Here is a 14,798-nt window from a genome sequence, read left to right as displayed (position 1 = left end):
CTCATAAATGAGAGATAATCATGTTATTTATTAAAATAATTTTTCTACTCATCTTCCCTATACTTATTTTTGCAGCAAATAATTTACAAAGTAATTATTTTATAAAAAATGATTTTATTATGCTCTCCGATATTATACATGTAAACAAAAAAGATGATAAAAAACTTTTCAATATAGACAAATATAGACATTCTAAACGAATAAAAAGAGACAAACTCCTAAAAATACTTCAAAAAAACGGTTACAGCAACTATGCCTCAAAACACAGTTATATCCAATTTACAAAACGAAGTCCTATCGACACAACACTTATACAAAACAGTATAAAAAAACTCTATACTCAAAAATATAAAACCATAAATATATCTTTAATTACTCTTGTTCCTACACGCTACCTGGATAAACTTCCTAAAAATTACAGTATACATTTTAACAAAAGAGCCCATTTGTCAAAAAAAGGTGTTTTGTATATAAAAACAGATGATAATAAAAAGATATTTTTTAATTATCAAATTCTCGCTGCCGTTTCTGTTTTAACAGCCAGAAATAACATTAAAAAAGATAGCGAACTCAGCAGTGTAAATACACGAAAAAATAGTATAATACTAAATAAATTTAGAGCAATGCCTCTGCAGGGGTTACATGTAAGCAGGTACCAGGCAAAACATAATTTAAAAGCCAATGACATTATAACTAGTAGAGATGTAATAGGTTTATATTTAGTTAAACGAGGCTCAAATGTCAACGTAAGCCTGCAAAATGCGGGAATAGATATCTTTTTCTCGGCAAAAGCGCTTCAAAATGGCAGACTCGGTGACAGTATCAGTGTTATGCAAAAAAACGACAAAAAATTAAAAGTTGTTGTGGTTGGAAGAAATAAAGCAGAGGTAAAATGAAAAAAACAAAAATAGTAGTTGCAGTCAGCGGAGCGAGCGGTGTGAATCTTGGTATAAAAATGCTTCATCTGCTTCCTGAATCTGTCGAAAAACATTTTATAATGTCGCAAAACTCCAAGACCGTACTTTCCCATGAAATGCATGATGTAACGACACATGACAATAAAAATATATCTGCTTCTATCGCTTCGGGATCTTTTGGAATTGACGCTATGATAATCGCTCCGTGTTCGATGAATACACTCGCCAAAATAGCCTGCGGAATCGCAGATAATCTCATTACACGATGTGCCGCCGTGATGATAAAAGAGCAAAAAAAGCTTATATTAGCACCAAGAGAGATGCCTTTTTCTGCTATTACTTTGGAAAATATGCACAAACTCTCAAGTCTGGGAATCATTATTGCACCGCCTGTTATGGCTTATTACTCGCAACAGCAGACTTTAGATGATATGGAAAATTTCATTATCGGTAAATGGTTTGATCTGTTGGACATTGAAAATAATTTATACCAAAGGTGGCAAATTGAAGAGTCGTAAAATCGCTTTATATCCGGGAACATTTGATCCTATAACAAACGGACACTATGACATTATAGAGCGTGCTAGGAATTTGTTTGACGAAGTCATAGTCGCAGTTGCAGAGTCAAAAGATAAAAATCCGCTGTTTACGCTTGAACAGAGAATCCATATGGCACAAATAGCCGTAAAAAATTTAAACGGAGTCCACGTAGTAGGTTTTAACAACTTAACAGTAGAACTGGCACATGAGCATAATGCAGGGGTGCTTATACGCGGGCTTCGTGCAGTGAGTGACTTTGAGTATGAACTGCAGTTGGGATATTTAAATAATTCTCTTGATGAGGAGATAGAAACCGTTTACTTGATGCCAAAACTAAAACATGCTTTTATCAGCTCTTCTATTGTAAGAAATTTATTGAAATTTAACGGCAAAACGGAGCATTTACTCCCGATTGAGGTGCAAAAAATCATAGGGAGCCTCAACTAATGTATATCGCGATTGAAGGTATTGATACAGCCGGTAAAAGTACGCAAATTGCAGCATTAAAAAAGCATTTTCCACAAGCTGTAACTACAAAAGAGCCGGGAGGCACTGAGATAGGAAAAGAGATAAGAGAAATGGTACTAAGTGCTAAAACGAAAAGTAAAAGAGCAGAATTTCTTCTTTTTCTTGCAGACCGTGCAGAACATATAAAAGAGGTTATAGAGCCGAATCTCCATAAAGTAATAATATCTGACAGAAGTGCTGTAAGCGGCGTTGCTTACGCTTTGATTCAAGAGGATATAGATACAAAAGATTTAGTTTATTTGAATGATTTTGCAACAAAAAAAATATATCCGAAAAAGATATTTTTGCTGCGCCTAACAAAAGAAGAGCTGGAATTCAGACTTTCACAAAAAGAACTTGACGGCATAGAGCTTCGAGGCAGTGAATATTTGCTTCAAATTCAAGAGAGCATCAAAAAAGCAAGCGAGCTTCTGGGCTTAACACTTATCGAAATTGATGCAACAAAACCCATAAATGAAATAACAGAAGAAATATTAAGTAATATCAACAATTAAAAAGGACTATTATATGATTAAATCACTCAGAGGCATGAACGATATACTTGATGAAAATGAGTATAAACGATTTACTTATTTTTTAGAGGTAGCAGCAGATGTTGCTAAAAAATATGGTTTTCATTATATTGAAACACCTCTTTTAGAAGAGACGGCACTTTTTAAACGCAGTGTCGGCGAGAGCAGCGATATTGTCGGTAAAGAGATGTACCAGTTTATAGACAAAGGTGAAAATGATGTTTGTCTGCGTCCTGAAGGAACTGCCGGTGTTGTACGGGCTTTTATTCAAAAAAAACTGGACAAGGCAGGCGGCATTCACAGGTTTTTTTATTATGGACCAATGTTTCGTTATGAAAGACCGCAAAAAGGACGTTTAAGAGAATTTCATCAGTTCGGTGTTGAAAGTTTCGGTGTTGCAAGCGTATATGAAGATGCAGCTATGATTATGATGGTTGCAGATATTCTTAAAAAACTCGGCATAGGGTACCGACTGCAGCTCAACTCTTTGGGTGATAACAACTGCATGCCTCAGTACCGTGATAGTCTCGTTTCATTTATAGAGAGTGTGGAAGAGCAAATATGTGAAGACTGTAAACGCAGAAAAAGTACAAATCCTATTCGCGTGCTTGATTGTAAAAATGAAAAATGCCAGTTTTTATATGAAAATGCGCCAAAACTTATAAATTCACTGTGTGAAGGCTGTGAAAGTGATTTTGACAAACTGAAAAAAATACTTGATGATAATGACATCAGTTATGAAATAGATACAAATCTTGTGCGCGGACTTGATTACTACTCAAAGACCGCTTTTGAATTTGTCAGTGATAATATCGGGAGTCAAAGTGCTATTGCCGGCGGCGGGAGATATGACAGACTTGTGGAGTTTTTAGACGGGCGCCCTACTCCTGCTGTCGGTTTTGCTATGGGAATTGAAAGACTTTTAGAGCTTATTGCAATGCCTGAAGAATCAAGAGAAGGATATTACCTCGGTGCTATGGATGAAGAAGCTGTTGACACTATTGTCTCTTTAACACATAAAAAAAGAGCAGCAGATAAAGCTGTGTGTGACTACAAAGCAAAAAACCTGAAAAACCATCTCAAAAGTGCTGACAAAGTCAATGCAAAATACTGCTGTGTCATAGGTACAAATGAGATGAATGAGGGAACTATCTGGGTAAAAAATTTGGAGAGCAAAACAGAATTAACTATTAAAAGAGAAGATTTTTAGATGAGTTTGCTTCAAGAAATGTGGAATTTTTTTATAAATTTTATTGAGTTTTTCTTGCTCGCTGCATTTCTTGGTATTTTAATGCTTTATATATATGATAAATTTGTACAAAGACAGCATGCACTTTTAATAAACTACCCCGTAATTGGACGAATGCGTTACCTTTTTGAGTCCCTTCGCGAACCTTTAAGACAATACTTTGCAGATGAGACTTTTTATGAGTCTAAAGACAAAGTGGACTGGGTTTACAAGGCGGCAAAAGATAAGCCCAATTATAAATCTTTTTCCGTTTTACAGCCTTTTTCAGGCTCCAGATTTGTTATCAAACATGCCTCTAGTGTTTTAAATGATGATGAAGTTGATAATGATACATCTGTTATATTTGGAAAAAATACAAAGCACCCATTTGTGTCAGCCACACCCATAATCCGTTCAGCCATGAGCGACGGTTCGCTCAGTCCTGAGGCAATTCGCGCCTTTAGTCTTGCCGGTATGAATTCAAACCTGACAATAAATACAGGCGAAGGTTCTTTGACATCTAATCATCTTTTTACACTTAAACCTGATTGTAGTAATGCACCCTATCTGGAAGTTGTTCAAAGCAAACCTTTAGCAGAAATAGCTTTTAAAATTGGCACCTTCTTTTTTAACCATGCCGTTGCTATAAAATGGTATAGAACCGTACTTTTAAATAAAAAAACGCAAAATACCTACATCTACGACACAGCTTCACATTCACTCTTTAGAGTAAACTGGGATGCACCTCTTGAGAGTTTTCCAAAAACTGTTCCCGATACCATTCCTAACATCATTTTTCAAATGAGTTCAGGTCTTTACGGCGTCAGAGATAAAGATGGAAAATTTGATGCACAAAAGTATCAAAAGGTAATGAAATTTTGTCGCATGACAGAGATAAAAATCGCCCAAGGTGCAAAACAGACCGGCGGGAAACTTGCCGGTGCAAAAGTAACTGCCGATATTGCATACTATCGCGGCGTCGAGGAACAAAAAGATATTTTTTCTCCAAACAGATTTCCTTATGCGGACACAACGGAACATCTGCTTGATTTTGTTGAACAACTGCAAGAACTTTCGCAAAAACCGGTTGGTTTTAAAATAGTTATTTCCGATGCTGATTCTGTCAACGAGCTGGCATCAATAATTGCACAAAGAAAAAGAGAAGGCAGAAATATTCCTGATTTTATAACAGTTGACAGCGGAGAGGGAGGCAGTGCTACGGCACCGCTGGAACTTATGGAGTCAGTCGGACTCACAACACCAAATGCTTTATATATTCTAGATATGATGCTTAAAAAACATAATTTAAGAGACAATATCAAAATAATAGCCAGTGGTAAAATACTTACACCTGATGATGTAATAATTACAATGTGTATGGGTGCAGATGCTGTTGGAATTGCACGCGGATTCATGATGAGCGGCGGATGCATTCGCGCCCGTATGTGTTCAGGTTTCGGAACACATGTGTGTCCAGTCGGCATGGCTACGCAAGACCCAAAAAAAAGAGCTTCATATCTTGTTGTTAAAGAAGGTATAGAGATAGGAAACTATCATAAAAACCTCATTAAAAGCATAAAAACAATTCTGGCGGTTATGGGTGTCAAAAGTATTAATGATTTAAATAAAAGATTGCTTACTTTTAAAAACAGAAGCGGTGAAATATATTTTGACATTGATGAGTATTTTCATCAAAAACTCAAAGTATAGGAAAATTTATGAATAATTTCGGTCTTAATATTTGGTCAAACAAAAATTTCATAATAGAAGACGGTGAAATAAAACTCAACTACAAATCAATGCCCTCTTTGCTTGAAATAGTCAGCAAGATACGGGCAGATGATCTCAAGGGACCGCTTATTTTGAGATTTCCGCATTTAATAAAAAGGCAGATTAAAACACTTTATAATTATTTTGAAAAAGCCATTGAAGAGAATAATTATAAAGGAAGTTTTAATGCTGTTTTTCCTCTCAAAGTCAATCAATTTCCTGCAGCCGTTGAAGCAATTACATCACAAGGTGCAAAATACAATTATGGGCTAGAAGCTGGAAGCAAGGCTGAACTTATCTTAGCAATGAGCAAAACACTCGATGGTGCCAACATCACTGTCAATGGTTTCAAAGATGAAGAGATGCTCACTCTTGGATTTATAGCCGCGCAAAGCGGTCACAATATAACCGTTACGATAGAAGGGCTAAATGAACTTGAAACGATTATTGAAGTTGCTGCTCAATGCAGTCTAAAAGTTCCTAATATCGGTATACGCGTCAGATTGCATAGTGCAGGCAGTGGCATCTGGGCAAAAAGCGGCGGTATGGATGCAAAATTCGGACTTACTTCCACTGAAATCATTGAAGCTGTAAATCTCTTAAAAGATGCCGGTTTAATTCAGCAACTAAAAATGATTCACTTCCATATAGGTTCACAGATGGCAGATATCGCACCGCTTAAAAAAGCACTCAGAGAAGCAGGTAATATTTATGCCGAACTTAAAAAAATGGGTGCAGAGTCGCTCTCAAGCATAAACATCGGCGGCGGACTGGCAGTCGAATATGACCAGCATGAACAATCACATGCACGTAACTACTCTATAGATGAGTTTTCAAGTTCTGTTGTCTTTTTGCTCGGTGAAATCATGAATGCAAAAAATGTTGCACATCCGGATATATTTACCGAATCAGGAAGATTTATTGTCGCTTCTCATGCTGTACTCATTACCCCTGTTTTAGAGCTTTTTACGCAGGATTACCAAGAAAAACTTTTAAATTTCAAAGAGACAAATCCTCCCCTTATTGGAGAACTTATAGAACTCAATCGGCTGTTAAACAATGCTAATTGTATTGAATACCTGCATGATGCGCTTGATCATATGGAGTCTCTTTTTACACTTTTTGATTTAGGCTATATTGATCTTCAAGACCGTTCCAATGCAGAAATTTTAGTTCATAATATTATAAAAAAAGCCCTTTACTTAAAATCAGCCAACCCTACAAATGAACTTGAACAACTGCAGATAAAACTACAGGAACGCTACTTGATAAATGCTTCAATATTTCAAAGTCTGCCTGATTATTGGGGACTTGGACAGCACTTTCCCGTTATGCCTATTCACCATTTAAATACAACACCTCTGCGTGCTGCTTCTTTGTGGGATATCACATGTGACAGCGATGGAGAGATAGGCTTTAATCCTGAAAAACCTCTCTATTTGCATGATGTAAATATAGATGAAGAGGATTACTTTCTCGCCTTTTTTAATGTCGGAGCCTATCAAGAAACTTTAGGAATGGATCATAATCTCTTTACGCATCCAAATGAATACACTATTGCAATAACGGATACAGGATACAGTATAACAAATGCAGTCGAATCCAAAACTATTTTAGACATCCTTGAATCAATCGGATATGATAAAAATGAAATATTAAATCAACTTAAAAGTAAACTCGCAAATGCTGACTTTATTACAGAAAAAGAAAAAAATGATACACTTGCACAGCTTGAAAGATTTTTGCATCAAAATGGCTACTTAAGAACAACAAACTAAGGATTATCATGGGAATATTTGCAGAAATAAAAGAAGATTTTTCAAACGCATATAAAAATGATCCTGCATTAAACTCAAAAATTGATTTTTTATTTAATTATCCTGGTGTTTGGGCAGTTGCATGGTACAGAATAGCACATAAGCTTTACAAATCAAATTTTACAAGAACAGCAAGAATTATTATGGGATTAAACCAAGTACTCACAAATATTGATATCCATCCTGCTGCGGTTATTGGTAAACGCGTTTTTATTGACCATGGTTTTGGTGTCGTCATCGGAGAAACTGCTGTCATTGAAGATGATGTGCTGATATACCAAGGTGTTACCCTCGGCGGTGTCTCTTTAACACACGGAAAACGTCATCCGACTGTACGACAAGGTGCAGTTATAGGTGCCGGCGCAAAAGTTTTAGGTAATATAGTTATAGGTGAACATGCTAAAATTGGTGCAAACTCAGTTGTTGTAAAAGAGGTTCCAGACTGTTCTACCGCTGTCGGTATTCCCGCACATATCATTGAAAAAGGAAGATGTAAAGACCCTTTTATGCACAATATGCTGCCTGATATTAACAAAGAAATGTTTGAATACCTGCTTAAAAGAGTTGCTATACTGGAGCATATTCTTGTCAAAGAGAATAAAAATCTTTTAGATCAGGATCTGGAACTTGAACATATATACGAATCTTTTATAAAATCAATGAAAAATTAATTTTTTACTCTTTTCTCAACTAATATACATAAATTTTTTAGTATAATTCTTTAAATATATCATTTAAAGGGTTTCAATGCTAGCAAAACGCATAGACAAACTATCAGAATCTATAACAATGGCAATCACTGCTCTTGCACAAGAATTAAAAGCTGAAGGGAAAGATATTCTCAGTTTTTCAGCCGGTGAACCGGATTTTGATACACCGCGTGTAATTAAAGATGCTGCTATAGATGCAATAAACAATGGATTTACAAAATATACTGCAGTTGATGGGATTCCGGTTCTGAGAGAAGCAATCGCTCATAAATTACAAAGAGATAACGATCTTACATATCAGCCAAATCAAATTATTGTAAGCAATGGAGCAAAACATTCTTTGTTTAATCTCTTTTCTACAACAATTGAAAAAGGTGACGAAGTGATTATTCCTGCACCTTACTGGGTAACCTACCCTGAACTTGTAAAGTACTTCGACGGAACAGTTGTTGAACTTCCAACAAGTGATGCTACCGCATTTAAAATCACACCTGAGCAGTTAAAAAATGCTTTGACAGAAAAAACAAAAATGCTGATATTAACAACACCGTCTAATCCAACCGGTGCAGTTTATTCAAAAGAAGAGCTTACTGCTTTAGGCGAAGTCCTTAAGGGAACAGATGTTTTAGTCGCAAGTGATGAAATGTATGAGAAGCTTATTTATGAAGGTAATTTTACTTCTGCTGCAGCCGTAAGTGAAGATATGTTTAAACGAACTATTACAATCAACGGTTTAAGTAAATCTGTAGCAATGACGGGCTGGAGATTCGGGTATATGGCTGCATATCATACTGAGATTATAAAAGCAGCAAAAAAACTGCAGTCTCAAAGTACTTCCAATATAAATACAATGACACAATATGCTGCTATTGCAGGGCTTGACGGCAGTGCAGATGAAGATATTGAAATGATGAGAAAAGAGTTTGTAAAACGCCGCGATGAAGCAGTCAAACTTTTTAACGAAGTAGACGGTTTGAGTGTTTTAAAACCTGATGGTGCTTTTTATCTCTTTGTAAACATTCAAGAAGTCAGTAACGACTCACTTACATTTGCAAAAGAACTTTTGGCAACTAAAGGTGTTGCCGTTGTTCCCGGTGTAGGTTTTGGGAGTGAAGGCTATTTCAGATTTAGTTTTGCTACCGGCATTGCCAGCATAAGAGAAGGTATAAAAAGAATTGATGCGTTCGTTGGCGAACTCAAAGCAAAGTAGGTTTTACCCTACTTTAGTTCTGATAAAGCCTTAATAACTTCATCTAAATTATCCAATGGAATATGGACTTTCCATTCAGGATTTTCTGATTCACCTGAGAGTGAAATTCCAACACTGGCAACAGTACCGCTTCCCGGACCATAAGGTTCATTGATTTTTCTTATAGATATAACACCGTTTTTCGTTCCGCTTAATGCAATTATTTTTGACATCTTGACTCCTTATTGTTTTTACTTAATAAGTCTAGCAAGTTTTGCCTGAAGTTTAAGCCATTGTCTATGTCCCATAAGAGGAAAACCGGCGTATGTTTTACCAGGCTCTTTTATGGAGCTTGTAATTCCACTTCTAGCTGCAAAAGTTGAAAATGGTGCAATCTCAAGATGTCCTGCTGTCGCTGATTGACCGCCCATAACAACATTTCTGCCAAGTTTAGAAGAACCTGCAAGTCCAACCTGTGAAACTAGAACGCTGTATTCGCCTATTTCACAGTTGTGTCCTATCTGTACAAGATTATCTATACGAACACCTTTTTTAATGACAGTAGAGCCGAATACTGCCCTGTCAATACTTGTATTGCTTCCTATTTCGACATCATCTTCTATAACAACATTCCCGTTTTGGTAAATCTTTTTATGTTCGCCTTTCTCATTTGTAGCAAACCCAAACCCGTCTGAGCCGATTACTGTATTTGCATGTATCATACAGTTATTGCCAATTTCACAATCTCTATAAACGGTAACGCTTGGGTAAATAACGGTATTATCACCGATAACAGCTTGGGCACCTATGTAAACATGCGCCAAAATTGTACAGTTCTCACCAATGACAGCACTGTTTGCTATTTCAGCTTTGGGAGAAACTTTTGAATTTTTACCGATTTTTGGCTGAGAAGGGGTATCATCTTCTATCGGCGGTGCGAAATATTTTGAAAGAATTGCCATAGACCAGTAAGGATTTTTTGTAACCAATGGTATACAGTCTGCAGGAAGTTGAGATGCAAGATTCTCAGAAATTATAACTGCTGCTGCTTTTGTATGTTCAAGGTCTTTGACATACTTAGAGTTGGAGACAAAAGAGACTTCATCCTCTTTTGCATCCTTGAGAGTATTAATACCAATAATTTCAGTATCACTACCTTCAAAATTACATTCTAAAATTGAAGCTATTTTACTCAGCTTCATATTTTTATCTCTCTAATGCGACAGCGCCGCTTCTTACTATCTCTTTTGGATTATACTTTCTAATGGCTTCAAGATAATGATCTACTCTTTTTGGCTCATCGGCAACCATTGTTATAATCACATCATTACCGACATTTACTATTTTTCCATTATATGCATTACATATTGCACTGATATCACTGATGTTTTCTGTGATTGGAAATTTCACAAGAGCCATTTCTTTTTCAACTAAATCAGCATGCTCATATACCCTTAGAACAGGAATAAGCTTGTGAAGCTGTTTTGTAATCTGCTCAATCACGCGCACAGAACCTGATGTTACAATTGTCAGACGAGAATACTTACTCTCCGGAATCGGAGCAACAGTTAAAGATGTTATGTTATAACCACGTCCGGAGAAAAGGTCGGTAATGCGAGATAAAACACTCGCTTCATTTACAACGATAACTGAAACTACTCTTCTTTCATTATTGTCATTCATTATTTACTCTCCTTTTTCTCTAACAACATCATATTGAACAAGCTTCCGCCTGACGGAACCATTGGCATAACGTTTTCAAATCTTTCAACTTTTACATCAATAAATGCAACAATATTTCTCTCAACTGCCTCTTTTAAGGCTGCATCAAATTCTTTTTTTGTAGAAACTCTGTACCCTATTCCGCCGAAAGCCTCAGCGAGTTTTACAAAATCAGGCTGTACGGAAAGATCAGTCTCACTATGGCGTTTGTCATAAAAAAGTGTCTGCCATTGACGAACCATCCCAAGAAAGTTATTATTTAAGATAATATTGATAACCGGTAGTTTTTTCTCAACCGCTGTCATTAATTCTTGGCAGTTCATTAATATAGAACCGTCACCTGTAAAGTTGATACTCGTTTTTTCAGGTACTGCAGCTTTTACACCAATAGCCGCCGGAAAGCCGAACCCCATTGTTCCAAGTCCGCCGGAGCTTATAAACTGACGGGGTCTCGTAAACGGATAAAATTGTGCAGTCCACATTTGGTGCTGTCCAACATCTGTAGAGATATTTGCATCATCGCCAAGCAATTCACCTACTCTTTTTACAACCCACTGAGGCTTGATGTTTTCACTGTCTTCATGAAATGTAAGTGGATGCAGCTGTGCAAAGTTTTCTATTGTTTCTCTCCATGGCTCATAATTGTTACTGTCTACCATAGAGCTGAGCTTGAGCATCTCATTCACAACATTTTTTATATCACCGACAATAGGATAATTAGCATGAACTAGCTTTGAAATACTTGCCGGGTCTATATCTACATGTATAACTGCCGCATTTTTAGCAAACTCGCTTAATTTTCCCGTTACGCGGTCATCAAATCTGGCACCAAGAGCAATAACCAAGTCTGTTTCACTCATCGCCATATTTGCCGCATACGAACCGTGCATGCCAAGCATACCTATGAGCAAGTCGTCATCATAAGAGAGTGTACCTCGAGCCATGAACGTTTCAACAGCAGGAATACCTGTAGTATGCACCAAATCCCTTACTTCATATGCTGCATTTGAGTTAATAATACCGCCGCCAAGATAAAACACAGGACGCTTCGCATTGGCTATGGCTTCCATTGCTTTTTTAATTTGACGAGGATTCCCTTTTACATGCGGTTTATATGTCTCTAAATCAAGCTCCACATTATAATCAAACTCTGCAATCTGTGCAGTAACATCTTTTGGAATATCTACATGTACAGGACCAGGACGACCGGTTCTTGCGATATAGAAAGCTTCTTTAAGAATACGCGGTAAATCTTTTGCATCTGTTACAAGATAATTATGCTTCGTACAAGAACGGCTGATTCCAACGGCATCAATTTCTTGAAATGCATCTGTGCCGATAAGGCTCATAGGAACCTGTCCTGATATTACAACCAAAGGAATCGAATCCATGTAAGCATCAGCTAAACCTGTTACGGCATTGGTAAATCCCGGGCCGCTTGTTATCATTGATACACCGACTTTTCCGCTGGCTTTAGAATACCCCTCTGCAGCATGAACCGCTGCCTGCTCATGGCGAGTTAAAATATGTTGAAAACTATCTTGTTTGTAAATTTCATCATAGACATTCATAATTGCTCCGCCGGGGTAGCCAAAAACTGTGTCTACACCTTCCGCAATTAAAGCTTCAATGACCATTTGTGCGCCACTAATTTGCATGAAAAGTCTCCTATAAATAATATATAATTTTAAAAATTCGCTAATTATACTTTAGGAGAACTATAATTGAGGTTAAAGTATTAATCTAAAATTGATTTTACAATCATTGAAGGCCGCCACATTGAGATAGCACCCTTTTTTAAAAGTTCAAAGTTTAATTTTGAAGCTGGATATTTTTTTTTAAAAGATTCAAAATAATCTTCAATTTGGTCCTGTAAACCAAAACTTAGTATATAATTTTTAATACCCTTTTCCAGAACAGTTTGTGGAATATTTTGTTCTAAAGCAGTTTCGAGTTGAACTATATAACACCATCCAAATATTGTTGCCAAAGAAGTATATTTTGACTCTATTTTCATATATGGCTTTAAAACCGCATATACATCCTGCACATTCCCAAGAGCAGCATATTTATTAGCCTTCATGACATCATTATTCCATTGTTGCTGCAATATTACACCATCATCTGTTTCCAGTAAATCTTCTGAAACTGCCATCATATTGTATGCAGTTGCAATATCATTATCTTGTACAGCATTAAAAAACTTTTGTTTTGTTTGTATTTCTTGAATAAGTTCTTGTGCTTCTTCGCTAAAATCACTGAAAACTTTTAATACTTGTAAAAGTTTTAAAGCAGAATGCGTATTATTTTCTTTAATGTATTTGTGTGCTTGAATATAAAGTGTGTCTCCATATGTCATCAGGGCATCATAATCAGGAAATTCTTTTAAGAAAGGATGGCGTTTAATGAGTTCGAAGCATATTTTAAACTCTTTTTGTCCAATAGCATCTTTAAGCCGTTTATAAATTTCACCTTTTGTCAATATTTCTTGAACAAATTTTGTTTTTTCACTTATACCTCTGTATGGAGCTAAAATTTCTTTAGCTTTTGGTATACCCTTTGGCTGTAAAATATATTTTTGGGCCTGAACAAATGCTTTTTTCCATCGCTCTTCAAGTGCCTGATAAATTTTTGATTCTTTATACACAGGATATGTATTTACAAGATTGTAAGCTAGTGCCAATTTTCCCTCTTTTGCAAAATTTAAGAACTTGTCAAATTCAACATAATCTTTTATTAACTTTTGAATAATTCTATTTTTTGAAGGAATATTTTTAAATTGATTAAACAACAGCATTGCCTTGTTTTTATCACCATTTTGCAGTGCTATTTTGGCCTGTTTGAAAGTATTTTTCCAAAGATTAGATATAAGCTTATATACTTTTGTATATGTTAGTATGGGATTATATTCTGCAAGTTTGTGTATCTCGGCAAAATCTTTACGTTTGAGTAGTTCTTTTAATCTCTCTTCTCCCTCATAAATATCATACTGCATTAAAAAGCCATCATCTGTCCCAACAATAAGATAATTCAGCTCTACATCAAACTCTAAAGCTGTTATTGGAGAAACCATTTTAATATATTTACCTGATATTAATTCATAAGTATTTAAATCATAAAGCAGAATATATCCCAATGTCGTACCAAGAAATAAAAACTGTTCATCCCCGCTGATACACATTTGTGTAACTTCATCATGAATACCTTCTAAACGCTGCAACACTTTGCCTGTGTAGATATCCCATATAATGGCACTTGAGTTTTTATCTACACTTACAAGTTTGTTTTTATGAAAAAAATTTAATTTTATAACAGGTGCAGAATGTGCGATTAGTTTATCTTTCGGAGACATAGTGACAAGATTAAAAAGAGAAATTTTTCTATCATAACTTGCTGTCGCAACCCAATTTGCATTTTTTGTAAATGCAATATCATTTATTGTATCAGCGTGGTGAGGAAGAGTAAAGACTAGTTTTCCACTTTTGACATCGATTGCGAAAGTTTTTCCATCATCTCCACATGAAAACATATATCTTGAAAGAGGATCAATACCTACACAAGAAGCCTCTCCATGATGCCTGTCAACTTTTGTCACCATTTGTTTGGATTGTGTATTATAAAGTCTGGATTCTCTACAGTCTGCACTTAAAGTTGCCAGATATTCTCCATTTTGACTATATGCAACAACACTGGATTTGTATCGCTCATGATTAATCCCCACCTTAAAACCGCCAAATAATTCTAAGCTGTCATGTTTAAAATATCGAACTGTTGTGTTTGCGTCAACAACTACAAGAGTATTATCGTCCAATATCTGTAGTAATACTACCGACTGTACTACACTTTTACTATTGACGAGTTTCAT

14 protein-coding genes are annotated in these 14,798 nt (G+C 36.0%); 9 read left to right on the top strand and 5 right to left on the bottom strand.

What is annotated here, in order from left to right:
* Positions 1–20 precede the first annotated feature (20 nt).
* The 9 genes from flgA to SAUT_RS05580 all read left to right on the top strand — a co-directional run bounded on the left by flgA (position 21) and on the right by SAUT_RS05580 (position 9,232).
* Positions 21–896: a flagellar basal body P-ring formation chaperone FlgA gene (gene flgA / locus SAUT_RS05620; RefSeq protein ID WP_013326907.1), complete on the top strand. Its 876-nt coding sequence runs from the start codon at positions 21–23 to the stop codon at positions 894–896.
* Positions 893–1,435 (top strand): UbiX family flavin prenyltransferase, encoded by a 543-nt coding sequence (locus SAUT_RS05615; protein WP_013326906.1) that lies wholly within the window; start codon positions 893–895, stop codon positions 1,433–1,435. The genes flgA and SAUT_RS05615 overlap by 4 nt, the downstream gene beginning before the upstream one ends.
* Positions 1,422–1,904, top strand: a complete 483-nt coding sequence (coaD, locus tag SAUT_RS05610; RefSeq protein WP_013326905.1) for a pantetheine-phosphate adenylyltransferase — start codon at positions 1,422–1,424, stop codon at positions 1,902–1,904. The genes SAUT_RS05615 and coaD overlap by 14 nt, the downstream gene beginning before the upstream one ends.
* Complete coding sequence (gene tmk, locus SAUT_RS05605) at positions 1,904–2,479, top strand: dTMP kinase (RefSeq protein ID WP_013326904.1); 576 nt, start codon at positions 1,904–1,906, stop codon at positions 2,477–2,479. The genes coaD and tmk overlap by 1 nt, the downstream gene beginning before the upstream one ends.
* Positions 2,480–2,492: 13 nt before the next feature.
* On the top strand, positions 2,493–3,707 hold the full coding sequence (gene hisS, locus SAUT_RS05600; RefSeq protein ID WP_013326903.1) for a histidine--tRNA ligase: 1,215 nt from the start codon (positions 2,493–2,495) through the stop codon (positions 3,705–3,707).
* Positions 3,708–5,435, top strand: a complete 1,728-nt coding sequence (locus SAUT_RS05595; RefSeq protein ID WP_013326902.1) for an FMN-binding glutamate synthase family protein — start codon at positions 3,708–3,710, stop codon at positions 5,433–5,435.
* Between the two features lie 8 nt (positions 5,436–5,443).
* The gene (gene speA, locus SAUT_RS05590; protein WP_013326901.1) at positions 5,444–7,273 is read left to right on the top strand and encodes a biosynthetic arginine decarboxylase; all 1,830 of its coding nucleotides are present in this window, start codon (positions 5,444–5,446) and stop codon (positions 7,271–7,273) included.
* An 8-nt stretch (positions 7,274–7,281) separates the two neighbouring features.
* Positions 7,282–7,983, top strand: a complete 702-nt coding sequence (gene cysE, locus SAUT_RS05585) for a serine O-acetyltransferase (protein WP_013326900.1) — start codon at positions 7,282–7,284, stop codon at positions 7,981–7,983.
* A 76-nt stretch (positions 7,984–8,059) separates the two neighbouring features.
* A complete protein-coding gene (locus SAUT_RS05580; RefSeq protein ID WP_013326899.1) occupies positions 8,060–9,232 on the top strand; it encodes a pyridoxal phosphate-dependent aminotransferase in 1,173 nt (390 codons plus the stop codon).
* An 8-nt stretch (positions 9,233–9,240) separates the two neighbouring features.
* Here the strand turns inward: SAUT_RS05580 and SAUT_RS05575 are convergent, their stop codons facing one another.
* The 5 genes from SAUT_RS05575 to SAUT_RS05555 form a co-directional block, all read right to left on the bottom strand.
* Positions 9,241–9,444 (bottom strand): hypothetical protein, encoded by a 204-nt coding sequence (locus SAUT_RS05575; RefSeq protein ID WP_013326898.1) that lies wholly within the window; start codon positions 9,442–9,444, stop codon positions 9,241–9,243.
* A gap of 18 nt (positions 9,445–9,462) precedes the next feature.
* Positions 9,463–10,413, bottom strand: coding sequence for a UDP-3-O-(3-hydroxymyristoyl)glucosamine N-acyltransferase (lpxD, locus tag SAUT_RS05570; protein ID WP_013326897.1), 951 nt, complete (start codon positions 10,411–10,413; stop codon positions 9,463–9,465).
* A gap of 4 nt (positions 10,414–10,417) precedes the next feature.
* Positions 10,418–10,894 (bottom strand): acetolactate synthase small subunit, encoded by a 477-nt coding sequence (gene ilvN / locus SAUT_RS05565; protein WP_013326896.1) that lies wholly within the window; start codon positions 10,892–10,894, stop codon positions 10,418–10,420.
* Positions 10,894–12,591: an acetolactate synthase large subunit gene (locus tag SAUT_RS05560; RefSeq protein ID WP_013326895.1), complete on the bottom strand. Its 1,698-nt coding sequence runs from the start codon at positions 12,589–12,591 to the stop codon at positions 10,894–10,896. The genes ilvN and SAUT_RS05560 overlap by 1 nt, the downstream gene beginning before the upstream one ends.
* 80 nt (positions 12,592–12,671) lie before the next feature.
* Complete coding sequence (locus tag SAUT_RS05555; RefSeq protein ID WP_013326894.1) at positions 12,672–14,798, bottom strand: WD40 repeat domain-containing protein; 2,127 nt, start codon at positions 14,796–14,798, stop codon at positions 12,672–12,674.

Source organism: Sulfurimonas autotrophica DSM 16294 (genome assembly GCF_000147355.1).
In the GTDB taxonomy this organism is placed as follows: domain Bacteria; phylum Campylobacterota; class Campylobacteria; order Campylobacterales; family Sulfurimonadaceae; genus Sulfurimonas; species Sulfurimonas autotrophica.
Note: the sequence above shows the minus strand (reverse complement) of the source record. Positions and strands in the feature narration are given on the sequence as shown.

Coding starts and splice junctions, on each gene's coding strand:
- SAUT_RS05555 (WP_013326894.1), bottom strand. CDS start 14,798: ATGAAACTCGTCAATAGTAAAAGTGTAGTACAGTCGGTAGTATTACTA.
- cysE (WP_013326900.1), top strand. CDS start 7,282: ATGGGAATATTTGCAGAAATAAAAGAAGATTTTTCAAACGCATATAAA.
- tmk (WP_013326904.1), top strand. CDS start 1,904: ATGTATATCGCGATTGAAGGTATTGATACAGCCGGTAAAAGTACGCAA.
- speA (WP_013326901.1), top strand. CDS start 5,444: ATGAATAATTTCGGTCTTAATATTTGGTCAAACAAAAATTTCATAATA.
- SAUT_RS05580 (WP_013326899.1), top strand. CDS start 8,060: ATGCTAGCAAAACGCATAGACAAACTATCAGAATCTATAACAATGGCA.
- flgA (WP_013326907.1), top strand. CDS start 21: ATGTTATTTATTAAAATAATTTTTCTACTCATCTTCCCTATACTTATT.
- lpxD (WP_013326897.1), bottom strand. CDS start 10,413: ATGAAGCTGAGTAAAATAGCTTCAATTTTAGAATGTAATTTTGAAGGT.
- ilvN (WP_013326896.1), bottom strand. CDS start 10,894: ATGAATGACAATAATGAAAGAAGAGTAGTTTCAGTTATCGTTGTAAAT.
- SAUT_RS05575 (WP_013326898.1), bottom strand. CDS start 9,444: ATGTCAAAAATAATTGCATTAAGCGGAACGAAAAACGGTGTTATATCT.
- SAUT_RS05595 (WP_013326902.1), top strand. CDS start 3,708: ATGAGTTTGCTTCAAGAAATGTGGAATTTTTTTATAAATTTTATTGAG.
- hisS (WP_013326903.1), top strand. CDS start 2,493: ATGATTAAATCACTCAGAGGCATGAACGATATACTTGATGAAAATGAG.
- SAUT_RS05615 (WP_013326906.1), top strand. CDS start 893: ATGAAAAAAACAAAAATAGTAGTTGCAGTCAGCGGAGCGAGCGGTGTG.
- SAUT_RS05560 (WP_013326895.1), bottom strand. CDS start 12,591: ATGCAAATTAGTGGCGCACAAATGGTCATTGAAGCTTTAATTGCGGAA.